General features: G+C 41.0%; 16 protein-coding genes and 1 other RNA gene. 13 read left to right on the top strand and 4 right to left on the bottom strand.

Annotated elements, in window-relative coordinates; genetic code table 11:
- Window positions 1–163: 163 nt before the first annotated feature.
- The 5 genes from RMZ43_RS19810 (at window position 164) to RMZ43_RS19830 (ending at window position 6,399) form a co-directional block, all read left to right on the top strand.
- Entirely contained in the window at window positions 164–1,393 is a 1,230-nt protein-coding gene (locus tag RMZ43_RS19810) for a sedoheptulose 7-phosphate cyclase (protein ID WP_322655331.1), read from the top strand.
- A 4-nt stretch (window positions 1,394–1,397) separates the two neighbouring features.
- Entirely contained in the window at window positions 1,398–2,231 is an 834-nt protein-coding gene (locus RMZ43_RS19815; protein WP_322655332.1) for an O-methyltransferase, read from the top strand.
- A gap of 145 nt (window positions 2,232–2,376) precedes the next feature.
- Window positions 2,377–3,405 (top strand): D-alanine--D-alanine ligase family protein, encoded by a 1,029-nt coding sequence (locus tag RMZ43_RS19820; RefSeq protein WP_322655333.1) that lies wholly within the window; start codon window positions 2,377–2,379, stop codon window positions 3,403–3,405.
- Window positions 3,406–3,536: 131 nt separating this feature from the next.
- The gene (locus tag RMZ43_RS19825; protein ID WP_322655334.1) at window positions 3,537–4,916 is read left to right on the top strand and encodes an ATP-grasp enzyme; all 1,380 of its coding nucleotides are present in this window, start codon (window positions 3,537–3,539) and stop codon (window positions 4,914–4,916) included.
- A gap of 154 nt (window positions 4,917–5,070) precedes the next feature.
- Window positions 5,071–6,399 (top strand): ATP-grasp domain-containing protein, encoded by a 1,329-nt coding sequence (locus tag RMZ43_RS19830; RefSeq protein ID WP_322655335.1) that lies wholly within the window; start codon window positions 5,071–5,073, stop codon window positions 6,397–6,399.
- Between the two features lie 376 nt (window positions 6,400–6,775).
- Here the strand turns inward: RMZ43_RS19830 and RMZ43_RS19835 are convergent, their stop codons facing one another.
- Window positions 6,776–9,361: a GAF domain-containing protein gene (locus tag RMZ43_RS19835; protein ID WP_322655336.1), complete on the bottom strand. Its 2,586-nt coding sequence runs from the start codon at window positions 9,359–9,361 to the stop codon at window positions 6,776–6,778.
- A 1,068-nt stretch (window positions 9,362–10,429) separates the two neighbouring features.
- Between RMZ43_RS19835 and RMZ43_RS19840 the strand changes: the two genes are divergently transcribed.
- The 7 genes from RMZ43_RS19840 to queF all read left to right on the top strand — a co-directional run bounded on the left by RMZ43_RS19840 (window position 10,430) and on the right by queF (window position 15,652).
- Window positions 10,430–11,773, top strand: a complete 1,344-nt coding sequence (locus tag RMZ43_RS19840; protein WP_322655337.1) for a calcium-binding protein — start codon at window positions 10,430–10,432, stop codon at window positions 11,771–11,773.
- 294 nt (window positions 11,774–12,067) lie between these two features.
- The gene (locus RMZ43_RS19845) at window positions 12,068–13,507 is read left to right on the top strand and encodes a PQQ-dependent sugar dehydrogenase (RefSeq protein WP_322648343.1); all 1,440 of its coding nucleotides are present in this window, start codon (window positions 12,068–12,070) and stop codon (window positions 13,505–13,507) included.
- Window positions 13,508–13,782: 275 nt separating this feature from the next.
- Window positions 13,783–14,049: a YciI family protein gene (locus RMZ43_RS19850; protein WP_322648458.1), complete on the top strand. Its 267-nt coding sequence runs from the start codon at window positions 13,783–13,785 to the stop codon at window positions 14,047–14,049.
- 38 nt (window positions 14,050–14,087) lie between these two features.
- Window positions 14,088–14,184, top strand: an RNA gene (ffs, locus tag RMZ43_RS19855) — signal recognition particle sRNA small type.
- A gap of 25 nt (window positions 14,185–14,209) precedes the next feature.
- Window positions 14,210–14,596, top strand: coding sequence for a phasin family protein (locus RMZ43_RS19860; RefSeq protein ID WP_322648342.1), 387 nt, complete (start codon window positions 14,210–14,212; stop codon window positions 14,594–14,596).
- 156 nt (window positions 14,597–14,752) lie between these two features.
- Window positions 14,753–15,151 carry a hypothetical protein gene (locus RMZ43_RS19865; RefSeq protein ID WP_322648341.1) on the top strand — a complete coding sequence of 133 codons (399 nt, stop codon included), beginning with the start codon at window positions 14,753–14,755 and terminating at the stop codon, window positions 15,149–15,151.
- 87 nt (window positions 15,152–15,238) lie between these two features.
- A complete protein-coding gene (gene queF / locus RMZ43_RS19870) occupies window positions 15,239–15,652 on the top strand; it encodes a preQ(1) synthase (RefSeq protein ID WP_322648340.1) in 414 nt (137 codons plus the stop codon).
- Window positions 15,653–15,780: 128 nt separating this feature from the next.
- On the opposite strand, the gene pstS is transcribed toward queF, so the two are convergent.
- The 3 genes from pstS to RMZ43_RS19885 all read right to left on the bottom strand — a co-directional run bounded on the left by pstS (window position 15,781) and on the right by RMZ43_RS19885 (window position 19,177).
- Window positions 15,781–16,857, bottom strand: a complete 1,077-nt coding sequence (pstS, locus tag RMZ43_RS19875; protein ID WP_322655338.1) for a phosphate ABC transporter substrate-binding protein PstS — start codon at window positions 16,855–16,857, stop codon at window positions 15,781–15,783.
- 151 nt (window positions 16,858–17,008) lie between these two features.
- The gene (locus RMZ43_RS19880) at window positions 17,009–18,406 is read right to left on the bottom strand and encodes a cytochrome c biogenesis protein (RefSeq protein ID WP_322655339.1); all 1,398 of its coding nucleotides are present in this window, start codon (window positions 18,404–18,406) and stop codon (window positions 17,009–17,011) included.
- Between the two features lie 30 nt (window positions 18,407–18,436).
- Complete coding sequence (locus tag RMZ43_RS19885) at window positions 18,437–19,177, bottom strand: cytochrome c biogenesis protein CcdA (protein WP_322655340.1); 741 nt, start codon at window positions 19,175–19,177, stop codon at window positions 18,437–18,439.
- Window positions 19,178–19,359: 182 nt separating this feature from the next.
- Here RMZ43_RS19885 and RMZ43_RS19890 point away from each other — a divergent pair, with 182 nt between their 5' ends.
- Window positions 19,360–26,466: an AAA family ATPase gene (locus RMZ43_RS19890; protein ID WP_322655341.1), complete on the top strand. Its 7,107-nt coding sequence runs from the start codon at window positions 19,360–19,362 to the stop codon at window positions 26,464–26,466.
- The last annotated feature ends 62 nt before the right edge of the window (window positions 26,467–26,528 follow it).

The raw sequence follows: 26,528 nt of genomic DNA on the forward strand, positions 1-26,528 counted from the left end.
TTGCCAGTCATAAATATAAATGAGCTTTTTTATTGAAAGCTTATTTAATCATGTCTCTAATCTCAAACAATAAAGAGCATCATCTCCTGCTGGCATAGATTAGGGTAAATCGGAATTATTACCGAAATCTCACAACTTTTTAATTGGAACAAGGTCAACACACATGAATAAAGTTCAAGCATCATTTGAAGCTACAGAATCTGCGTTTCACGTCCAAGGTTACGAAAAAATCGATTTTAGTCTCGTGTATGTGAACGGTGCATTTGATATTAATAACAGAGAAATAGCAGATAGCTATGCAAAATTTGGTCGCTGTCTAACTGTAATTGATGCCAATGTCCATGAACTGTATGGCGATCAGATCAAGTCATATTTTAGACACTATGACATTGAACTGACAGTATTTCCGATCATTATTACAGAGCCAGCTAAAACCCTGGCAACTTTTGAAAAAATTATTGACGCTTTTTCCGACTTTGGCTTAGTTCGTAAAGAACCAGTCTTAGTTGTCGGTGGTGGTCTAATTACTGATGTGGCTGGGTTTGCTTGTGCTTCTTACCGTCGTAAGAGCAACTATATCCGCATTCCTACCACGTTGATTGGTTTGATTGATGCGGGTGTAGCGATTAAGGTAGCAGTTAATCATCGCAAGTTGAAAAACCGCTTGGGAGCATATCATGCACCTTTAAAAGTGATTCTAGATTTCTCATTCTTGAAAACCCTGCCAACGGCTCAAGTTCGCAATGGGATGGCAGAGTTGGTGAAAATTGCTGTAGTGTCTAACTCTGAAGTCTTTGAACTGCTATACGAATATGGTGAAGAACTTCTTTCCACTCACTTTGGACATGTGAATGCGACACCGGAAATTAAAGAGATTGCCCACAAAGTCAACTACGAGGCAATCAAAACTATGTTGGAGTTAGAGACTCCTAACTTGCATGAACTAGACCTCGATCGCGTCATTGCCTACGGTCATACTTGGAGTCCAACCCTAGAATTAGCACCTCAGATACCTCTATATCATGGTCATGCTGTCAATATAGATATGGCTTTGTCTGCAACCATTGCAGCACAACGGGGCTATATTCCAACAGGAGAGCGCGATCGCATCCTAGACTTGATGAGTCGTATCGGTTTATCACTCGACCATCCTCTACTAGATGGAGATTTGCTCTGGGATGCTACCCAGTCTATAAGCTTGACACGAGATGGCAAACAACGCGCAGCTATGCCTCGTCCGATTGGTGAGTGCTTCTTTGCCAACGATCTAACTCGTGAAGAACTTGATGCTGCTTTAGCTGAACACAAACGTCTTTGTGCTAAATACCCTCGTGGCGGTAAAGGTGTTGACGCATATATTGAAAATCAAGAAGCCAAGCTAGTAGGGGTTTGAAAATATGACGAGTGTTTTAGGACGAGAAACAGCTAGACCGATAACGCCACATAGCATCTTAGTAGCGCAGCTACAGCAAACCCTCAAATTAGCAGAAGAAAACAATATTCCCGTAGAGATATTAAATTCTTTGCGGCAGGGAGTTCAATTAGCGGCGGGTTTAGATCCCTACTTGGATGATTACACCACCCCCGAATCGAGCGCATTGACAGCATTAGCGCAAAAAACAAGCATTGAAGACTGGAGCAAACGCTTCAGCGATGGTGAAACAGTGCGTCAACTAGAGCAAGAGATGCTCTCAGGACATCTAGAAGGACAGACATTGAAAATGTTTGTTCATATCACCAAAGCAAAGCGCGTTCTAGAAGTAGGAATGTTCACAGGGTATTCAGCTTTAGCAATGGCAGAAGCATTACCAAGTGATGGCCAAATTATCGGTTGCGAAGTAGATCCCTACGTTGCTGAATTTGCTCAAGCTTGCTTTAGTGAGTCTCCCCACGGCGACAAAATTGTTGTGGAAGTAGCACCTGCGCTAGAGACACTCCACAAGCTGGCTGCCAGAAATGAAGTATTCGATCTAATCTTCATTGATGCGGATAAAAAAGAGTATGTAGATTACTTCCAGATCATTTTAGATAGTAACTTACTGACTCCCGACGGTTTAATCTGTGTGGATAACACTTTGTTGCAGGGACAAGTTTACTTACCACCCGAACAACGCACCGCCAACGGTGAAGCGATCGCTCAGTTTAACCGTGTTGTCGCCACCGATCCTCGTGTAGAGCAAGTTCTCTTACCTATCCGAGATGGTATAACCTTGATTAGACGCGTTGTGTAATCAAAAGATTAGCAGAGAAGTCTAAGCCTTGGCTTAGACTTCAAAAGAATAATTTATTTTTCGCTTGCTTCCTCATCTCTCCTGAAGCTATTTTTTGCGATCACAGTTGTTATACAAAGTACAGCAGTACTTAAGAAGATGAATCATGCCAGTACTTCGTATTCTTCATTTAGTTGGATCTGCATATAATGATTTTTACTGTCAGTTGTCACGCAATTACGCCCAAAGCTGTCTGGTAGCTACGGCAAATCCATCGCTCTATGAGTTTCTGATTGCATACATCACACTTGATGGGCAGTGGCGATTTCCTTCCTCTCTCAGCCCAGAAGATATTGCTGTCGCTAAACCGATGTCTCTATCAGATGCTATACAGTTTATAACAGCGCAAAACATTGACCTAATGTTGCCACAAATGTTTTGTGTTCCTGGAATGACTGACTATCGGGCATTATTCGACTTGCTAAAGATCCCTTATATCGGCAATACTCCCGCTGTTATGGCAATCACGGCCCACAAAGCCAGAACCAAAGCAATTGTCGCAGCAGCAGGGGTGAAAGTGCCTTCTGGAGAATTGCTCCGCCAAGGAGACGTTCCGACAATTATACCTCCAGTAGTCATCAAACCCGCAAATGCCGACAACTCTCTAGGAGTGTCCTTAGTCAAAGAAAAGAGTGAGTATGACGCTGCCTTGAAGAAAGCATTTGAATTTGCGGATGAAGTGATTGTAGAAACATTCATTGAAGCCGGTCGAGAAGTCAGATGCGGCGCCATTGTCAAAGATGGGGAGTTAATCGGTTTACCCCTTGAAGAGTATCAGATAGACTCCCAAACCAGACCCATCCGCAGCTATACTGACAAATTCAAAATACCAATCGAGGGCGACTTGGCTTCAACTGCTAAAAATTATGTCCCAGGTTGGATTGTAGATATTAATGACCCAATCACCCAAAAAGTTCAGCAAGAAGTTAAGAAGTGTCATTTGGCTTTAGGCTGTCGCCATTATAGTTTATTTGACTTCCGGATCGACCCACAAGGACAACCTTGGTTCTTAGAAGCCGGGTTATTTTGTATTTTTGACCATAACGCGGTGATTGCCAGTACGGCGAACGCAGCCGGAATTCCTTTAAATAAGTTATTTATGACGGCAATCAATGAAGCGTTGAGCGCGAACTGATATCCGGCAAATCACCTTTTTAGCTTTTTTCTAATTTGGAATAGCACAAGGTCTTCACTAGCGACAAGTAATAGAACTCGAATCTAGATTATTTGAGTCAACTAAGCATATATCATGTCACAATTACAACTATGAGGGAGAAGATTTTTGCCATATTCCAAAACTTGGGTACTCTTGCATTATTGGCGATCGCGTTTCCCTTTAACTGCACCGTAGTCCTTGCATTGCTGCTGTGGAATTTTTTCAGCCGATCAAATGCTAATCTTGTGGTTTTGAACAAAAATCCTAAAAATATCTTGATCGGTGGTGGTAAGATGACCAAAACCCTTCTACTGGCGCGATCATTTCACGCTGCTGGGCATCGAGTCATTTTATTCGATCTTGAGAAATACTGGTTCAGTGGTTATCGATTTTCTAACTCTGTGGCTGCCTTTTACACAGTTCCTGACTCGCAAGAAGACTTAGAAGGCTATACTCAAGCCGTGCGGGCGATCGCTAAAAAAGAAAATATAGATTTTTTTGTCCCGGTAGGCATTTTTGCTGCCAGCTACTTTGACTCTGAGCGCAAGCCAGTGTTATCAGGCTATTGTGAGAATTTCCACTTCGATGCTGATACAATGAGTATGCTGGATAACAAGTTTACCTTTGCAGAAATTGCCCGCTCACTGTCGCTATCTGTCCCAAAAACCTTTTTAATTACAGATTCCGAACAAGTTCTTAAATTCGACTTTGCCAACGAAAAGCGCAAGTACATTCTTAAAAGTATTGTCTATGACTCTGTTTTACGCCTGGATTTGACCAAGCTACCAATGGAGTCTCTCGAAAAAATGGCGCTTCATGTTAAAAGTAAGCCAATTAGTAAAGATAAGCCTTGGATATTGCAAGAGTTTATTCCCGGAACAGAATATTGTACTCACAGTACGGTGAGAAATGGCGAATTGACGGTACACTGCTGCTGCAAATCATCTGCTTTTCAAGTCAATTATGAAAATGTTGATTGCCCAGAAATTAAAGAGTGGGTGAGTCATTTTGTCAAAGAACTACAACTGACTGGACAAATTTCTTTTGACTTCATTCAGGCGGAAGATGGAACGATTTATGCGATCGAGTGCAACGCTCGCGCTCACTCGGCAATTACAATGTATTACAATCATCCAGGTTTAGCAGATGCCTATCTTAGCAAAGAGCCTCCAACTAAACCTCTGCAACCCCTGAGTAATAGTAAGCCTACTTATTGGATTTATCACGAACTTTGGCGACTTAATGAAATTAGATCGTTAAAGCAGTTACAAAAGTGGTTTAAAAATATTTGGCGAGGAAAGGATGCAATCTTTGAAATAAACGACCCACTACCGTTCTTAATGGTACATCACTGGTACATTCCTTTACTACTACTCGATAGTTTGCGCTCCTTAAGAACTTGGGTGAGGATCGATTTTTGCATTGGGAAACTCATACAGTTTGGAGAAGACATAAAATATAAAACCTCTATCTCTGCAACCCCTGAGTGATAATAAGCCTATTTATTAGCTAACTCGTGAACTTTGAAGACTTAATGAATTAAATCCTTAAAAAGGAAGCAAGAGCAGGATCGCATCTCCTTGTTTCTATAACCTCTTCCTATGCACCAGCCACTGATTCCACTATCATGTCAAAATTCTAACTATGAGAAAGCATATTTTTGTAGTGTTCCAAAATTTGGGCACTCTTGTATTACTAGCACTGGCATTTCCTTTAAACTGTATTGTCGTTTTAACTTCGCTACTGTGGAACTTTTTTAAGCAACCATTCGGTAAGTCAATTGTTGTCAACCCCAATTCTAAAAATATCTTGATTGCTGGCGCGAGAATGACTAAAACCCTTGAGCTAGCGCGTTCATTTCATGCTGCTGGGCATCGGGTTATTATAATAGACATTGAGAAATTCTGGTCAAGTGGTAATAAATATTCCAACTCTGTTGCAGGCTTTTATACCGTTCCCGATCCAAGCAAAGACTTAGAAGGCTATGTTGAAAGCCTACACGCGATCGCCAAAACAGAAAAGATCGACTTTTTTATCCCGGTAGCGATTTTTTCCGTCATCCACTTTGATCGAGGCAAGTCACCCTTACCAGACAGTGTAGAGTTTTTCCACTTCGATGGTGATGTCACGAAGATTTTAGATGATAAGTTTGCCTTTGCTGAAACAGCGCGATCGTTCGGTTTATCTGTCCCCAAATCCTTCAAAATTACCGATCCCGAACAAGTCATCAATTTTGACTTTTCTCAGGAGAAGCGCAAATACATTCTTAAAAGCATCCCCTACGATCAAATACGTCGCTTGAATCTCACCAAGCTACCTTGCGATACCTCGGCAGAAACAGCAGCATTTGTCAAGAGTCTGCCCATCAGTGAGAAAAATCCCTGGATTATGCAGGAATTTATTCCTGGAAAGGAATACTGCACTCACACTACCGCGCGAGATGGAGAGTCAAGAATGTACTGTTGCTGTGAGTCATCCGCCTTTCAAGTCAACTACGAAAACGTTGATTGCCCAGAAATTATGCAATGGGCGAGTCATTTTACCAAAGAACTGGGAAAAACCGGGCAACTTTCCTTTGACTTCATCCAGGCAGAAGACGGAACTGTTTACGCGATTGAGTGTAACCCCCGTACTCACTCCGCCATTACTATGTTTTACAATCATCCAGGAGTAGCGGATGCCTATCTTGGTAAAGAGCCTCTAGCTGAATCTTTGCAGCCTCTTGCTGATAGTAAGCCAACCTATTGGCTGTACCACGAAGTTTGGCGGCTGAATGAAATTAGATCGTTTAAGCAACTGCAAACCTGGTTAAGAAACATCAGGCGGGGGAAAGAAGCAATTTTTGAGGTGAGCGATCCCTTACCCTTCCTGATGGTACATCACTGGCAGATTCCCTTACTCATTCTCGACAACTTACGAAGACTCAAAGGTTGGGTAAGAATAGATTTTAATATGGGCGAGCTTATAGAATGATACCAATCCGCATTCTAAAGCCTAATCTAGTATGCTCCACATGACCGAAAAATTCGCAATGGGCAACTCTTGGAGACGCTAAAAGCGAACGCCCCGCTATGCTAACGCAGTGACGCTCCTTCTCTGCGAGACGCTGCGCTAACGCAATTCGCAATTGCGGACGTAATTGATAATTGATTCATTTAGGGTATAGAGCAAATAATTTTAATTGATTTCTACTTAGTATAGAAGGATGCCTTTAAAAATAATAATTAAAGGTTTGTGGTGAGGGCTGAAACCCTCTGGTGCATCCGCTACATTTAAGTTATTTTTGGCAATAGCACTCACTATTGTTAAATGTAATTCTTTCACAGGGATGGAGCGGCAGAAATGGCACTTATTTTTCCTGAAACGTCCAAACTCCTTCATCCCAATCTGATTCTGTTGGAGGTGACTGTAACCAGTGCTGACAACGTAACAGATGCAACATAGCAGCTTTATCATGGTTATCTGCTGCCAAAACTAGGGCAAATTCAGCTCTAGCACGGTTAAAATCGCGTTTGAGGTAATACTCGCGCCCTTTGTGATAATGTTCAATCACTTGCAATTTTTCGCTTTCAATAGGGTTGGAACGCAAACCCAGTAATTCATATATGGCTAATGGCTCATTTCTACCCTTGACACGAATGTAATCTAGTTCCCTAGCCCAAATCTGATCTTTGCATGGCTTAAAAGTGTTATCACTAATAATAATATCGCAACCATACTGTTTACTAACACTTTCTAATCGAGAGCCAAGATTAACACCATCGCCAATGGCGGTAAATTCCATCCGCTTACTAGAGCCGATATTCCCACTAATCACGGTATCAGAATTGATGCCAATGCCGATCTTGATTCTAGGCTTATCATCTCTATAGCGACGTTGATTAAATTCGTGCAGACGATGGCGCATTTCTAAAGATGTTTGCACTGCCATCCAAGCGTGTTCTTCTAATGGTAAGGGAGAACCAAACACAGCCATGATCGCATCGCCGATATATTTATCAAGAGTGCCTTTATGTTTAAAGACTGCCTCCACCATTGATTCAAAATATTCATTGAGCATACTCACCACTTCTTCTGCTTCTAAGTTTTCCGTTAAAGTGGTGTAGCCGCGAATATCGGAAAATAAAATCGAAACTTCTTTACGATCGCCTCCTAATTTAGCATCATCTAATTTCAGCAATTCTTCGGCTAATTCCTGGGTCATGTAGCGGTACATCGTACTCTTGAGCCGCTTTTCATCACTAATATCTTCCATTACCACCAGCGCCCCCCGGACTTGCTCTTGGTCGCTAGCGTCAGCTATTGTGTTAATGGATAAATTAATACTATGCTGTTCCGTACCAGTAGTTAAGAGTGTGCGATCGGGGTAATATTGCTGGCGGCCTTTTAAGTCGGCTGCATGTAAAGCATCCTGATACCACTTGCTAAAGTCACCTTCTTTGATGCCGATCGCATCAGTAACTAATTTACCTTCTAAACGTTCTTCTGCCTCCAGTCCTAGCATACGCTTGGCACTTTCATTGGCGGCAATAATTAACCCAGCTTTATCAGTGGAAACTACTCCATTGGAAAGACTACGCAAAATATCCCGTTGCATTTGTTCTTGTTGCTTGACTGTGGCAAACAACTGGGCATTTTGCAGCGCTACTCCCGCTTGAATATTAAAAGCTTCCATAAATTCTTCATCGTTGCGATCAAAGCTAGCTTGGAAGCAGTCGGGAGCTTTGGGCCACTCAGCTGGATTATAAGGTGAAAAATCTCCGGTTTTCTTTTTATTTACAAGTTGGGTAACACCAATCAGTTCTTGATCAGCATTAAATACTGGCATACAAAGCAAGCTACAGGTGCGATAGCCATTTTGCTGGTCGAGTTGTTTGGCAGTATCAGAATCAGGATGGTGGTACAAATCAAAGGCAATATTCAGTTTCTTACCAGAAGCTGCTACTATACCAGCAAAGCCTTTACCTACGGGGACTCGTAACTCCTTAGTTGAACCATCATCTTGGGTGATTTTCGTCCATAATTCATGGCGATCGCGGTCTATTAACCATAGTGTACTGCGATCGGCATTCATCAGTTCTTTGGCTTCATCCATCACCCGCTTTAGGGTGTCTTCTAAGTCGAGGCTGCTTTGAGATAGAGACTTGATCGCCTTCATTAGCGCCGCCACTGCTCTTTGTTTTTGAGTGGCGACATAAAAAGAGCGCGAGGATTCTAAAATCAAGCGAATCGATGGAGCAAATTCTTGAAATAATTGTTCGTCAGCACGGATAAAACCTTTGGTATCAATGCGCTCTGCAAGTGGAACATCGGGATTATTCCCATATTTTAATTTATTCAGTAATTGTACTACCGCAACTAACTGTCCATGTTCATTTAACAATGGCAAAGCCAGCATAGTGTAGGTGCGGTAGCCAGTTCTTTTTTCTTGTTCTTGGGCAAAATGCGATCGCGGATCGTTATAAAAATCAAAGGGAATATTAATAACTCGCTTGAAGGTGGCGACTTCCCCAGCAATGCCTTTATCGGCGGGGATGCGAATTTCTAAAGAGCGATCGCCCTCCCCTTCAGCCAGAATTGACCAAAGTTCTTGTTTTTCTTCATCCAATAAAAATATCGTCGTCCGGTCTGCCCCCAGCAATTCTCCAGTTTTCAAGGTAATCGAATGCAACATTTCTTGCAGAAGAGTTTCAAATCCCTGAGAATCCAGCATTGACAGGGTTTGATGGACAATCTGTAATTTTTGCTCGACATCCTGAACGACCTGTTTAAAAGTATCTTGAGTCAGAGGAGCAAGAAACGTAGAAAAAGTTCCTTGTCTTGTGGCAAGAGCACCCACAGGAGCAGAATTTGCTTGTAATTCGAGGTTTTCTTGGTTGTGAACACCAATAATTAAATCGGTGGTCTCCCCACAACTTCCTTGATACACTGACATAATAGGTTTTTTATATAGCAGGATGAGACTTTAGATGTAACAATGCAATTAAATTTATGTAAGTAGTGCTAAAAGCAACAGTTCCTTGATGTTATCCATAGTTTAATCGCTTGTTTAGCTAGCGTCATCCTGGAAAGCAAGGTGGAAGTCAATTACTTATGACTACAGTACAGATACAGTAATACTCCGAACCCTTGCTACCATTACACATAAGTCTTTAGGCGATCATTAACTTTGTATTGAAAAGAAGTCATAGATCAATGAAGAGGACAAGGGGCAGGGGCAGAGAGAAGAACCCCATATATAAATGTAGGGCTGCTGGAACAAGGACGTATTATTTCTCGCGCTTGCGCTTCTCTGCGAGACGCTTCTCTTTGCAGAAAGGCTTGTCTGCGACACGCTCCGCGTAGCTTGCTTCCACGAAGTGGTACGCCAACGCGAACGCGCATCAAGAAAATAGTTTCAAAAATCCAAACGGACTTATATAAAATTTATGTAAAGCTTAAGTGTTGTGAAGCTCAAAAACGCTTTTGATAATATATAAATTTAACTTATGTATTTTAAAATTCATTTCTTTAATAGAAAAATGTTAATTTTACAAGATAAAAACGATATTGAAACCTAACTTAACGAGAACATTGCATTTATCTAAAAAATCTCGTCATTTTTTCTTAAAAAACAGTAGGTTTCAAAAAAGACTTAATTAAAATTTATAAATATTGTTAACAGTATTAGAAATTCAAAAGATTAAATTTTTAAGATTTTATAAATAAGTTGACGTAAATTTTGGTTCATGCTAATTAAATAATTACAATGATTACAGCAATTACATCTAAGTTAAATATGGGAAAATAATTAAAATAAATTTTGACACAATTACTTACCATTTACATAATCAATAATTAACCTAATTAATATTCATATTGGTTAGAAAATATTGGTATTAATTAGGTTAATAAAAGCACTAGCATTTAGACTTAGAGTTTTAAGTAATCTAAATTGAACTTATAAAGAGTTCTGTCACTGAGGCCAAAGTTAGGCATTATTTAGAAATTCAGGAAAAATAATATGGCAGTTATTTTCGGCACTACAGATCCTGACACCAGAAATGGGACATCGGGAGATGACACGATATATGGCTGGGCTAATGGTGGTAATGCCAATAGTTTGTCTGGTAACGATACTCTAAATGGTGCAGATGGTAATGATAATCTATTTGGCGGGACGGGAAACGACAGTTTAATCGGTGAAATTGGCAATGACACACTCGATGGTGGCTTGGGTAATGACAGCTTGAATGGGGGAGTAGGCGACGATACTTACATCATTGACAGTGCTACTGACACCATTACCGAGGCTAGGAATTCAGGTATAGATACCGTCCGGTCTTCTGTCCCCTATAAACTGGGTGCCAATCTGGAAAACCTGAGACTGAGGGAAGGTAGCGCTATCAACGGGACAGGTAACAGTCTTAATAACATAGTATTTGGTAATACTTCTAACAACATTCTGAATGGAAGAGCAGGCGATGACACGCTAGATGGTAACAATGGCAATGATACCCTCAATGGTAACGAGGGCAATGATAGTCTCCAGGGCGGGCCCGGTAATGATGTAGTCAATGGGGGGCCTGGAAACGACATCCTCATCGGTGTTTTTCCTGGCAGTCCTCTTCCACCTGGATTAGGGGAGGCTGATACTTTAATCGGCGACGTTGGGCTAGATACATTTGTCCTTGGGGATGCAGCAAATGTTTTCTACGATGATAAAAACACTACGAATGCTGGTTTCGGGGACTTGGCTACTATTACTGACTTCAATACTAGTGAAGATAGAATAGAACTAAAAGGCTTGCCAAAAAACTACCGTTTGCAATCTGTTGGAGCCAATACACAAATATTTTTAGACAAACCTGGAGCAGAGCCAGATGAGATCATAGGTATTGTGCAAGGAGTAGTAAACCTTAGACTTGAGAGTGACAATTTCCTTTTCTATGAACCGGAAAATCCTGGACAAGCTACAAACAATACACTAGCCAGTGCTGAAAAATTAGGTTCTCTATCATCAGGCTCAGACCTTAATCTCTCAGGTGAGTTAGTAACAGTTCAACCAGGAGACAATCCCGATTTCGATTTTTTTACATTTTCTCTAGCAAATCCAGGGACTGTGACTATCACTGCGGCGACAACAGATGATACAGTGATCGGACTGTTTAACAATGCTGGTATTTTACTACAAAGTGATGACGATAGTGGCCCCGACTTTGGATCATTAATCACTGCTTCATTAGGTGCTGGAACCTACTCTGTTTCAGTGAGTAAATATGCTTTCTTTCCCCAAGATGGCGGAACTTTCTCTGGTTCTAGTGATAGCAACCCTGCTCCTTATACGCTAGAAGTCAGTTTAGCATAAGAATGTTGTTAAGTTAAGGAAGTACTGCATTATAAGGCTGATTGAGGGACACGACCATGTGTCCTCCCTTCAGGAATAAAAGACTATTTCTAAGCTAAGTAGACAACCATAATAAACAGAAAATAAAATCCTAGTTCATAGTGAGCTATTCATAGCTCAAAACTACAAGCTTTAATTTATTGAAACCGAGCTACTTAGTCTCCATTGCTCATTTCAATCGAGAAGCTCTAAAATTGTTTCCTTTCTCAAGAAGATATAGCAACAAAATCATCTGACTATTTTATGAACAAAATAATGAATAGCATTAAGTCATCTAACCAGCAACACAGATTTATTGGCAAGTTTGCTCTCAAAAGCTACTTTGTTGCCGCGAAAACGCTGTTATTTACAACAGTTCTATTAAATTATGGCGCTACTGGAGTAAATGCTGCACCTAAAGCCCTGCGTCCTGATATTCAAATTCGCAATATTACAAATACCTTATCAGTCTCTCCTTCTGTTCGGATTGTAAAAGATCCACGAAACAATACCCTTTATTACCTCAAACAAAATGGTGATATTTATCAAGTCAATTTAGGCTTGTCTAATAGTAAACTTGTGTATACCTCTAGCGATCATAATGCAGGTGAAACTCAAGGTATGGCCATTGGCCCGAATGGCACAATTTATTTGGTGGGCAATGCAGACCTTGCGAATAACCAGACTAAAGCAATTATTGTTAAAGGCGAAATTAAGCCGGGTACACAACAGCGCGTCTGGTCTATCTTAGCTAAGAGTGCAGGCTATCCCAAAAGCAAAACAGCCTATGACCATCGCTTCAATGGCGTGGTTGTTAGCCCAGATGGTAACTTTATCTATATAAATAGTGGTTCTCGTACCGATCACGGTGAGGTTCAGTCTGTTAATGGGCTATATCCGAATACTCGTGAAGTCGGATTAACCGCCTGTATACTCCGTCTTCCTACTAATGGCAAAAATCTTTTTCTTCCAAACAATCGAGCAGCTTTAAAGACAGCTGGCTATATTTTTGCAGAAGGAACACGTAATACTTTTGATATGGCCTTTGCTCCCAATGGGGATTTATTTGGCACAGAAAATGGCCCCGATCGCGACATGTCAGAAGAACTAAATTGGCTCCGTCCAGGTGGTAATTACGGCTTTCCCTGGCGGATTGGTGGGACAGATAACCCACAACAATTTCCTAATTATGATCCTGCCAAAGACCTTTTATTAAGCCCCCAATTTAACGCTGTTCAAAGGGGCTACTTTCGTAACGATCCAACCTTTCCCGCTCGACCTGTAAACTTAATTGAACCAATTCCTAATTTTGGGCCAGACGCAGACAATTTCCGCGATCCTCAAGATGGAAAAGTCAAAGATGCCAGTCTTCTTGGACAAAGTATAAGCACTTTTTCAGCACACCGTTCTCCTTTAGGCTTGGTTTTTGATACACAAGGAGTAATGAGTCCAGAATTCAAGAGAGATGGATTCATGCTGAGTTTTACAACAGGCGACCCCACTGGCGAAACACTACCAGGCCCTTTTAAAGATGCTGGCCAAGACCTACTGCATTTAAAGTTAACTAAAGTAGGAACTAACTATAAATTGAATGCTACCCGCATTGTTGAAGGTTTTAGTAATCCCATTGACGCTGCGATTATCGGCAATAAAATTTATGTTATAGAATATGGTGGAAATCAAGGAATTTGGGAAATCACTATGCCGACTAAATAAAGCAGACTGAGTGTTACAGTCTTGCTTTTATCAAACAGAATTCATGCGTCAGTCGCCAGAATTCAGAATTGAATTCTGTGCGACTAGTGGATGAATAAATGGGTTTAAGACCCCCACAAAATCGTAGATTTGGTGGTGCAACAATTGAGTGGTGGGTCTGGAATCCCCCACTCATTGATTCTGACTCCTGAATTCTGACTTCTGAATTCTTCTTCAAAGTGCCACCCGAACGTGGTTGAGGCAGAAAGTCCTTAGCAATGGGAGATAACAAGCAAATGCCTTGGTTTGTCAAGATTGAAGAAGGGAAAGTCGATAAACCTACCTTTGACCAATATGTACCTGCCCACAAAGCCTATATTCAGGATTTGATTGCAAAAGGACACAAAGCGCGAACAGGCTATTGGGCAGAGCAAAGAGGCGGGATGTTACTGTTTGAGGCGGCCTCAAAGGATGAAGCAGAAGCAATTGTAGCTGATGACCCGTTGGTGAAACACGGCTGCGTCAACTATCAGCTTTATGAATGGCGGATTGTTATGGAATAGCATACACATTACTGACTTTTAATGTTATGCTTTAAAAAGACCTGGATCTATGCGATCGCAACACCCAAATCTTGTCAGAACCGGAAGGTAGCAGCAACACGGGAGGCTTGTGATAGGCGTAGTCTCCGGGTCGCCCTATTTGTAGGAGCGGTCAGGGAGAATGGCTGGTTTTGGAGATATTGTTCAAAAAGCTTTTTACCTCGGTGTTGGATTAGCTTCTTACGCAGGTGAGAAAGCAGGGGGAAAATTAGCCGAAGTGCGATCGCAAGTCCAAAAACTGGCTGATGAAATGGTGGCGAAGGGCGAAATGAACACGGAAGAAGCCCGTCGATTCGTTGAAGAAATGATGAAGCAAGCCCAACAGCCCCAAACATCTGGTGAAACCTCTGAAAAAACACCTCCTTCTGAACCTCGCCGCATTGAAATTTTAGAGGAAGATGAAGAACTAACGGTGAAAGAGGGAGCAAATGATGAAAATGTGGATCAATTACGCGACGAAGTGCTAAAGCTGCAAGACGAGTTAAAAAGATTGCAACGCGATCAATAAAAAGCATTATTGAAGCGAAATATTAATAATAGGTGGCATTTTGACATGGCACTTTAGATAGAAACTTGATAAGATACATTGCTTAGTGTGTACTCTAGTTCTTTAAGCCAGAAAACACAAAGCGTCCTGTTTATAGCCTGCAAAGGTGTCAAGTTTATGGAACAGTGGCAAAAAGATTTAGTAGAGATAGTTGAAACAGTGGCAGATGAAGTAGAGCGTTTCTTCCTGGGAATGAGTGAAATGGTAGACGCTTTTTTTGAGCTAACGGAAGAAATCACCGGGCAAGTCCCTAACATTGCCATTGAAGTCGATCAGTATTTTCAGGATTTGACTGAACCAATGTTTGAAGCTTACTGGGAACTGGAAGATATTGTAACAGATATAGATCCAGGTTTTCCTTATTCAGTTGAACCCACAGCTGAAAAAAATCCTGCCTGTATTGGGTGTACTCACTACCACGGTCAAGTTTATAGTGGTAATTTGTTAGTTTGTGCTATGCATCCCCACGGTTGTGAAGATGAAAATTGTCCAGACTGGGAGAAGGAAGAGTATTGAGTTAGGAGTGGGGAGTAGGGAATAGGGAGTGGGGAGTTAAGAAGCTACAAAATTAATAAAAAGATGTAAAGATAAGTAAAATAACCAATGACAACTGACAAATTATCTGAAAGTGTAACCCAGGCAAGCCAAGAAATGAAGTATGGCGAACGCGATATTGCCGAAGGTAAACTAATTACCTTTCCGAATCCGCGTGTGGGGAGGCGATATGACATTAACATTACTTTGCCGGAATTTACTTGTAAATGTCCCTTTTCTGGTTATCCCGACTTTGCGACAATTTACATTACATATATACCTGATGAACGGGTAGTGGAATTGAAGGCGCTTAAGCTTTACATTAACAGTTACCGCGATCGCTATATTTCACATGAAGAATCTGCCAATCAAATTTTGGATGATTTTGTAGCTGCTTGCGATCCGTTGGAAGCTACTGTGAAAGCAGATTTCACGCCTCGTGGTAATGTACATACCGTAGTTGAAGTGCGTCATCATAAGTAATCATAATAAAAACTTTAGCTTGTAGTGAGGACTTTAGTCCTCTCTACGAAACGCTAGGCGAATAAAATTAGGACTTTTTACTCAGGTTGATTAAATAACGCGATCGCCTATCCTAAACTAAAAACTATTTATTCTCCAATCTTCTTTGCAGCAGATTGCACTTGAATCACAACTTTTGGAGACAAAGGGATATATCCGAGTTCCAAACTGGATTTTTGCCCCTCAATCACAGCCCAATCAATAAAGTTTTTCAGCGCTTGAGCTTTGACTCGGTTTGGATATTGGTGATAAGTTAAAAGCCAGGTGTAAGTAACGATGGGATAAGACTCGGCACCTATAGGATCGGTGATAAAAGCAATCAAGTTATCGGCGGGTAATTTAACCGCTTCTAAAGTTTGAGCTACAGATTTTGGTGTCGGTATAATATAATTACCAAATTTATTTTCCAAAGCAGCCATAGGGAGTTTATTTTGTTTGGCGTAGACGTATTCTACATAGCCAATAGCTCCTGGTATCTGTTGAATTAAGGCGGTGACACCTTCGTTACCCTTTCCACCAATTCCTACTGGCCATGCTACAGATTTACCGGCTGCAACTTTGCTTTTCCATTCTGGACTTATTGCACTTAGATGTTGCGTCAATACACTTGTAGTCCCACTACCATCAGTTCGGTGTACTACCTGAATCGGTAGATTGGGCAAATTTACCCCTGGATTAGCTGCGGCTATTCTCGGATGATTCCAATTCGTAATTTTTCCGAGGAAGATATCTCCGTAGACTTGGCGTGATAGTTTTATACTAGTTGGCGGATTGGCTTGAGGGGACTGAAATGAAGGTGTAAGGTTATAAGCCAGCACAATAGAACCAGCAGTTATCGGTAAAGCGATCGCTCCCCGTTTTATCTTAGCTGCTTGTTCATTTGTAATTCCTACGTCACTAGCTGCAAAATCCACAGTACCTTCAATGAGTTGTTGCACTCCAGCACTGCTTCCTATCGCTTGATAGTTAATTTCTACATTGGGATTTTGCTGGTTGTAATCTGAAAGCCAGCGTTCGTACAAAGGTGCAGGAAAACTTGCCCCAGCACCTACAAGAGAAACACGGTTGATGTTTCGATTATTGGCAGTGCAAGAAGCAATATTTAACAAGATAGCAATTAACGGTATAAGGTAAACGCGTCCCTTGAATTTAAGTTGAGCAGGCATAGAAATCTTTTGTTCCAATGTTTAATAAATACCTCTAGTAATTTCCCAATTTGTAGAAATTTTGAAACGTAAAGGGGCGCAGGGGCTAACGCAAAGGAACGCAAAGTAATCCTCTGCGTTCCTCTGCGATTTCCTTTGCGCCCTTCTGCGTTTAAATTTCAATCGCCGCCTCTTTCTCTTCACCTTTTGGCTGTGAACTTAGCCGATCTAAAATCTCCAAAACCTCTTGTTCAAAAGCAACTTGGGCGCGATTAGTTTTCCCACCCACATACAAGCGATCGCCTTTTTGCAATGCCCATATTTGCGAATGAGAAAAGTAACTCATTACTACACCCAGCATTAGTAAACCAAACCCTGAGTAAACAATTGGTATACCTGGATCGGCTTTAATTTGTAAGCCAGTGCTGCCAATAATATCCAGAATTTTCAGTTTCACGCCATTAACTTGAGTGGACATCCCAGCGCGAACAGTATCAACGAGTTTGCCTGCGGGATCATAAATTAGTACCATCCCTTGCAAGTCTTTGGCTAGCAAAGAGACACCCTCACTCAAATCCGGTTTTGTAGGAACCCACGTTCCCCAAATGCGTCCTTGGCCATTGGTATTCAATAGCGCCATTGGTAGCTGAAAAACCGGGCTATTGTTAAATTGGACGCGAACACCTGCAATTCCCCAATCAGTTTGGTAGAAAGTGATGCCATGATAGCGCAGAGGCTCGTTGACAAAAATCTTTTTGTGGTCAATTTCCTCCCCCTGCTTATTCAAGACAGACATATCCGAATAAAATTGATCGATGCCGCCAGATGGTGTGTAGTCAATCCAAAAACGATTAACTCGCACAGACCAATCTTTCGGGATTGGTGCTGCTAAAGGGCCAGCATCGACAATATTTGTCACTTGAAATGTATCACCACTAGCAACCATTTCCTGAGCCAAAAACCCAGTCATCGCCCCCCAAATTCCCCCGATCAGAATAGCGACGATGCCAATATGAACAATAATTGGGCCGATGCGTCCGACTATTCCTTTACGGGCGTATAGGAGATTTTCTTTTTCTTGATCTGGAAAAATTTTATAGCGGCGTTTCTGTAATATTTGACTGAGAGAATCCAAGGAACCAGTATCTAGTTCTGCACTTAAAGCTAACTTTTTAAATTGCCGTGGTTCGTCGTAATATTTCCAGCGTTGGGCAGCTTTTAAGGCTGGTAACTGTCGAGTAAATGAACAAGCAGTTAAGCTAGTGCCAAATAAGATGAGTAATGCTAAAAACCACCAAGTACGATATACATGGTCTAACCCAACTACCTGAATTACCTTCCAAGTTAAGAAACCAAATAAAGCTGGATGTTCTGGGTAGTTAGCCTGGTAAAATGCGGGTGACTGACCTTGTTCAATTACAGTACCAGTGGAGCTAAAGATTGCAATCAATAGCAGTAGTGCGATCGCTAGTCGTAAATTTGTCAGTACAGGTAAAAGCTCTTGCCGTAAGAACTGCCCAGGTACTGCCCACCATTTTAATTCTTTCGACGCTGAATCTTCTAAAGTCATTATGTGTAAAATCTAACAAATGTATTGATATTAAAAACTGCCAAGGGGAATCCGAGAAATTAAAGAAAATACACCGAATCCTACCAACAGCGCCCCGCTAACTGGGTTAATCCAACCAGACCAGCGACGCAATTCTAGTAACTTTTTAATTGAAGCTGTAAAAGTACCCGCCAAAATCAATGGTGCTACATAACCGGCTGTGTAAGAAAGTAGCAAAACAGCCCCTAAAATTAAGTCTTGTGTATTGGCAATCCAACCCAACAAACTAGCTAAAACAGGTGTGCTACAAGGGGATGCGACTAAGCCGAAAGTCAGCCCCAGCAAATAAGAACGCAATCCTGCTGGTAAATCTGGCGAAATCCAATTCGTTTCGCCCAAGGATGGAAATTGTAGAGGTAGTGCTTCTAATAAGTTTAGCCCCATGAGAATGGCGATAATGCTGACGATAATCGGCAAACCAATTCCCACTTGACCGTAGACTTTTCCGACAAAAGCTGCTATAATACCTAGTCCTGCCAAGGTAGTTGCTAATCCTAAAGCAAACCAAGTTGATTGGGCAGCTGCTTGGAGGCGGCTTTTAGCTTCATAACCGCCGATGTAACCAATAGTAATTGGCAGCATAGAAAGCATACAGGGTGTAAGACTGGTAAGCAAGCCAGCAGCAAAGATAATAGCAGCACTCACCACGCTAAGGTGTGTCAGTTGGTTAGAAACGAGGCTGTTGGCAAATTGTTCTAGTTGGTAAACTTGGGTTTGCAGGTTATCAAGCATGGGGAGTTTATGAGCGGGAAATGCTTACTCTGCTTGAATTTTAGCTTATTTTTCCTTTGGAAGTTAGCAGAACGTAAATTATCCAAACTTAATATCATCTAAATTTCATCTGCCCAAGGAAATGTATCTAAAATACATTAAGCTCGAACTATATTTGAAGAAGCACGGCTGGAGTATTTGGCATGATGATTGCATTACCCGGATTTCAAATTGTCACTTTGTTAAAAGCAGGGGTAAAAGCAGTCATATACCGTGGAATTAGGCTTAGAGATAATTGTCCAGTAATTATCAAAGGGCTACGTCCAGAACAGTGTACGCCCAATAACATTGAACAGATCAAACATGAGTATGCGATCGCACAAAGGTTAAACACCGCAGCCGTAGTTAAAGTTTACGCCTTAGAGATGCATCAAGGAATCCCTTATTTAATTATGGAGGATTTTCAGGCGCGATCGCTTGATCAGTTACTAGGCCAATTTCAACAGCCTGTTTCGTTTTTGAAAATTGCTATTGAAATCACTAGTAAACTTGCACAAATTCACACTCATCATATTGTCCATAAGGATATTAAGCCACAAAATATTTTAATTAATCTGGAAACCAATCAGGTTAAAATTGCCGATTTTGGAATTGCTACCTTCATTCCATATCAGCAGCAAATGGTTAGCAGTTCCAGTCAAATTGAAGGCAGTTTACCATATTTGTCACCTGAGCAAACCGGGCGGATGAATCGAGGAATTGACCATCGCAGCGATTTGTATTCTCTAGGAATCACCTTTTATGAAATGCTGACAAATCAGCTAGCATTTAAAGGCAAAGATCCCTTAGAGTGGGTACATTGTCATATTGCCAAATCTCCGCCATCCCCGAAAAAGTTAAATTCTAATATTCCCCAAATCCTCTGTGATATTATCAGCAAATTGCTGTCGAAGGTTGCAGAACAGAGGTATCAGAGCGCTTTAAGTTTGCAATTTGATCTGGAACGGTGCTTAAAGCAATTAGAGACGACGGGAGAAATTCAATCCTTTGTTTTGGGTGAGCAAGATATCTCAGAGCGGTTTCAAATTCCTCAAAAATTGTATGGGCGAGAACCAGAGATTAGCAAACTTTTACAAGCATTTGAACGAGTTGTTAGTCAAAGTAAACCAGAACTCGTTTTAGTTTCTGGTTATGCTGGGGTTGGTAAATCTTCTTTAGTAAAAGAGATTCACAAGCCTATTGTGCGAGAACGCGGAGTTTTTATCTCTGGTAAGTTTGATCAGTACAAACGAGATATTCCTTACTCTACTATTGTTCAAGCTTTTCAAACACTTGTTAGACAAATTTTAACGCAGTCCGAAGCTCAACTTCTCATTTGGAAAAAGCGAATACAAGCAGCATTAGGGAACAATGGTAGACTAATCACAGATGTGATTCCAGAAGTTGAATTAATCGTTGGAGAACAGCCTCCTATACTAGAGTTGGGGCCTGCCGAATCTCAAAACCGATTTAATTTGGTATTTCAGAATTTTATCAGCATCTTTGCTCAAAAAGAGCATCCACTCACTGTTTTTTTAGATGATATGCAGTGGGCAGACAGCGCTACTTTAAATTTAATTCAAACCGTCATTACTGGGTCTAGTATTCAATATCTCTGCTTCATTTTGGCTTTTCGAGATAACGAAGTAGATGTTATGCATCCCTTTAGTTTGATGATGGAGAAAATTTACCAGTATGAAGCAAGAATAACTGAAATTGTGCTTACCCCTTTAAATCTTGTTTATGTAAATCAGTTGATTGCTGATACCTTGCATAGTTCAGTAGAACAAGTAGAACCTCTTGCTCAATTGATTATCCAAAAAACTGATGGTAATCCTTTTTTTGTTAATGAGTTTATGAAAACACTGCATCAAGAAAATCTTCTAATTTTTGACCAAAAACATCGTATTTGGCAATGGAATTTAAGTGAGATTGAAGCCCAAGGGATTACAGATAATATTGTTAGCTTAATGATTGGGCAGATGCAAAAACTGCCAGCCGCAACTCAACAGGTGCTTAAGTTAGCCTCTTGTATTGGTAATCGTTTTGATTTAGAAGTTTTAGCGATCGTTGGTGAACAATCTATTGAAGAAACAGCGAATGTGCTTGTTGATACAATTTTAAGAGGATTAATTATCCCCGTAGAGTCAGATGAAACTGCCCAGAAAAACTATCGTTTCTATCATGACCGAGTTCAGCAAGCTGCATACTCCTTAATTGCTGATGAATCAAAGTCGGCAGTTCACTTGAAAATTGGGCGGCTTTTGCTAAAAAATGCTAGTCCTGAACAAATGAACGAGCAAATATTTGATTTGGTCAATCAACTCAACTTCGCAGTGGATTTAATTATTGAGCAGACAGAAAAAGATGAATTGCTACGCTTGAATTTAATTGCTGCTAAGAAGGCAAAAGCTTCCACAGCTTACACACCAGCTAAAAAGTTTTTTAGCATTGCCATGAATCTTTTAGCTGAAAATGCCTGGATTGAACAATATGAACAAACATTTACGATATTCAGAGAGCTAGCTGAGTGTGAATTTTTAACAGGAAATTTAATACAAGCAGAAGAATTATTTGAATTACTATTCATGAAAGCAGCATCTTATGTAGATAAATCTAATATTTATATGCTGCAAATTAAACTCTATCAAGTTGCGGGGAGGTATGAAGAGGCGCTGACATTGGGGCTAGAAGCTTTAAAACTTTTTGGGGTGACATTTCCTGATACCAATGAGGAAGCGAAGGCTGCGATCGCAATTGAAAAAGACCAGGTAGTAACCAACCTTGGTAATAGACAAATCTCTGATTTAATTAATTCTATATTAATTCAAGATCCAAATATTAAAACAGTCATTGGTCTGTTGACAACCTTGGGCGCACCTACTTATCTCAGTAGACCCGATCTCTTTCCCTTAGTCGTACTTAAAGCAGTTAACTACTCACTCAAGTTTGGGAATACAGAAGATTCCTGTTTTGCCTATAGCATGTATGCCATGTTGTTGGTTTCCATCTTCCATAATATTCCTACAGGTTACGCATTTTCTGAAATGACAATTCAATTAAATGAAAAGTTGCATGACTTGAAACTTAGAGGAGTTGTTCTGCACATTCATGGAAGTCATATTAACGTTTGGCGTAACCATCTTTTTACCGATATTTCATTTTTAGAGCGGGGATTTATCGGCTGTGTGGAAGCTGGTGATGTGACGATGGCTAACTACAATGGTTATCAAAGCTCATGGCAAATTATCCAGTTAGGTTTTCCACTTGCAGAAACATACAAATCTCTAGAAAAATATACTGTATTCGCCCGCCAGTCTAAACATGAGACTGTCTATCAGGCAATCAAACTACAGCAGATGCTACTGATGAATCTGCGCGGACTAACTCACCATAATCTGACTCTAAGTAATGATGAATTTGATGAAGTATCTGCTTTGTCTATTATTACAGATGCAGGTTTTGTGAGTGGGATTATTTTTTATCATATTATTAAATTAATTATATTTTTTACCTATGGAGAATATACAGAGGCATTTAATTCTGCCTTAAAATTGTCTAAATTGCCAGTTAAAACACTAGCATCACTCATTGAAACCGATTACATTTTATATTACTCACTGACTCTGACGGCTCTTTATCCAACAGTATCTTCTCAAGAGCAGAAACAGTTTTTACAATCCCTAGAATTATATCAGCAGCAATTGCAATACTGGGCTAATCATTGCCCTGCAAACTTCTTACACAAGTCTCAATTAGTAGCTGCTGAAATAGCTCGAATTGAAAATCGAGACTTGGAAGCAATGCGCTTGTATGAGCAATCAATTGCTTCAGCCCGTGAGCAAGGATTTGTGCAATATGAAGCTTTAGCTAATGAGTTAAGTGCTAAATTTTATGTAGAACGGAAGTTTGAATTAATTGCCAAAACCTACTTACAAGAAGCTAAAAATGCTTATTTACGCTGGGAAGCATCTGCTAAAGTTAAACACCTCGAAGAATCCTATCCTCATCTATTGCCACAACAACAGTTTATCTCTAACGGAACGTTTTTCAGCACAGTTGAACAGCTAGACTTTTTATCCATCGTTAAAGCGTCTCAAACCATATCTAGTGAAATTGTGTTTTCGCGGTTGTTGAAGACTTTAATGCAGATTGTTCTTGAGCAAGCAGGAGCAGAAATTGGTTATTTATTGCTTGAATACGAGCAAAATTTGGTAATCGAAGTAGAAGCTAACTTTAATCTCCAGGCAGAAAAGCTTAATGTTTTTCAACCTGTATTAGATGGCGAAATTTCACAGGTTATTCCGCAATCAATATTGAATTATGTTCAGCGAACTCAAGAAATAGTGATTTTGCAAAATGCTATTGAGGAAAATCTGTTTTCCAAAGACGAGTATATAATCCGAAAGCAACCTAAATCTGTACTTTGTTTACCGATTACGCTTCAGTCAAAATTAATTGGTATTTTATATTTAGAAAATAATCTTATTTCCAGTGCCTTTACACAAGACAAGCTTTCTGTACTGGAAATATTGACAGTTCAAATTGCTATTTCTCTAGAAAATGCCCGTCTTTATCAAGGTCTAGAAAATAGTCAAGAAAAACTCAATCTAGCGTTGGAATCTGCCCAAATCGGTGTTTGGAGTTGGGATATTGCCAACGATCGCTTTGATTGGGATGAGCAGATTTATCAACTATTTGGCTTAACACCTGAAACCTTTGTTGCCACTTCTGAAGCAATTTTAGCTCGTCTCCATCCAGATGATCGGGGATTGCTGGCTCAATCGTTGAGCCGAGCGATTAACCAAGGTGTAGAGCATGATTTAGAATATCGAATTATTCGAGATGACAGCAGTATTCGCTACCTAACCTCCCGAGGAAAAGCTTTTTTCAACGAAGCAGGTAAAGCAACACACATGAGTGGGGTTGTGCTTGATATTACAGATCACAAACAATCTGAAGCTGAACGTATCCAACTGATTCAAGAGCAAACCGCGCGACAAGAAGCACAAGCCGATCAGCAACGGGCAACATTCTTAGCTCAAATCAGTGCAACCCTAGCCTCTTCCCTCGATTATGAAAGCACACTAGCAAGTGTGGCAAATCTGGCTGTGCCTTACTTCGCTGATTGGTGCAGTGTCGATCTGCTGCAAGACAATCAATCAATTAATCGGGTAGCAGTTGCTCACCGAGATCCAGAAAAAGTGAAACTTGGTTGGGAAGTTTATCAGCGTTATCCTAGAAAGTTGGATGCACCTGGAGGTGTGCCTAAAGTGCTGCGTACTGGACTTGTAGAAATGGTAGCTGAAATTTCAGATGCAGCGCTAGCAGAAGCTATCCAAGATCCAGAACATCTGCGGATTCTGCGTGAACTTGGCTTAAAATCATGTATTATCTTGCCCTTGATGGCACGCGAAAGAATTTTTGGGGCAATTTCCTTTGTGACTGCTGAATCAGAACGTCGTTACAGCACAGCTGACTTGTCGTTAGCTGAAGATGTTGCCCATCGAGCTGCGATCGCCATTGATAATGCTCGCCTTTACCAAGAAGCGCAGCAAGCACAAAAAACAGCAGAACGAGCATTAGAGCGCATTGCCCGTCTTCAATCCATTACGGCTGCTCTTTCAGAATCGCTAACACCAGCCCAAGTATCTGAAGTCATTGTAGACCAGAGTATGGCTGCCTTGGGAGCCAGTTCTGCCCTTGTCGCCTTGGTGAATGAAAGTAAAACTGAACTAGAAATTGTGCGTGCGGTTGGCTATAACCAGGATTTGGTAGACACTTGGCGGCATTTTTCCATTGATTTACCCTCTCCCTTAGCAGAAGCTGTGCGGACTGGGCAACCTATTTGGGCTGAATCAACAAAAAATCGGATCGCTCGTTACCCTAATTTAACTGAAGCTTACTCAAAATATGACTTTGAAGCCTGGATTTCTATTCCATTGATGGTAGAAGGTTGGGCAGTTGGCGGTATAACTTTGGGATTTGCCCAGCCTCAACAACTGAGTGGAGAAGATCAAGCGTTTCTCTTGGCCATTGCTCAACAATGCGCCCAAGCGATCGCTCGTGCCCATCTTTACGAAGCCGAACTAACCGCACGAAGCGCTGCTGAATCAGCAAACCGCATCAAAGATGAATTTCTCGCTGTGCTGTCCCATGAATTGAGAACCCCGCTTAACCCAATTCTGGGTTGGACAAAACTGATGCGAACCCGCAAACTTGATCAAGCAACAAGCGATCGCGCCCTCGAAACTATTGAGCGCAACACCAAGTTACAAACCCAATTGATTGAAGATTTACTTGATGTCTCCCGCATCCTTCAGGGTAAACTTAACCTCAACTTCTACCGCATTAATTTGGTATCAGTCATTGAAGCTGCGATCGAGACAGTGCGTTTATCAGCACAGGCCAAGTCCATCGAGATTCAGACAATTATTGAGCCTAGTCTAGGGTCAGTTTTAGGCGATGCCAATCGATTGCAACAAGTTTTTTGGAATATCCTTTCTAATGCCATCAAGTTTACTCCCACTGGGGGACAAGTAAAAATTAAATTAGAGCAAATTGGCTCACAGGTAGAAATCTGCGTCACTGACACAGGGAAAGGGATTGCCCCTGAGTTCTTACCTTATGTCTTTGATTATTTCCGTCAAGCAGATAGTGCCACAACTCGAAAATTTGGCGGTTTAGGTTTAGGATTAGCGATCGTCCGGCATCTTGTAGAACTTCACGGGGGAACTGTTCAAGCCCAAAGCATGGGTGAAGAACAAGGAGCAACTTTCACCGTCAAAATTCCATGCTTACAGGATGAAAGTAAAGGAATCAAGGATGCAAAAGATAACTCCTCTCTTGTGAAAGATCAGTCCTTACCCTTGTCTGGTTTAAAGATTCTCGTGGTAGATGATGACGCAGATATGCGAGAGTTTTTGCCTTTCATGCTGGAGCAATATGGTGCAACTGTAACTGTTGTAGCCTCAGCCATTGAAGCTTTAACTGCACTGAGTCAATCCCAGCCAAATTTGCTCATAAGCGATATCGGAATGCCAGAAATGGATGGTTACATGTTGATGCGACAAATAAGGAGTTTGCAACCAGAGCAAGGCGGGACAATTCCAGCGATCGCTTTAACTGCCTACGCTAGTGAGATAGACCATCAGCAAGCGATCGCTGCTGGATTTCAACAGCATATTTCCAAGCCTGTAGATCCAGAAGAATTGGTGAAGGCGATCGTATTATTAGACTTATTGAAACAGAATAAAGGCATCAGTCGTTAGAATTCACCATAAATTCTGTAGTCGCGGATTTGAATCCCCACGCTCTTGGGGACTTCAAAATC

The organism is Nostoc sp. CmiVER01, assembly GCF_034531135.2.
Lineage (GTDB): Bacteria > Cyanobacteriota > Cyanobacteriia > Cyanobacteriales > Nostocaceae > Nostoc.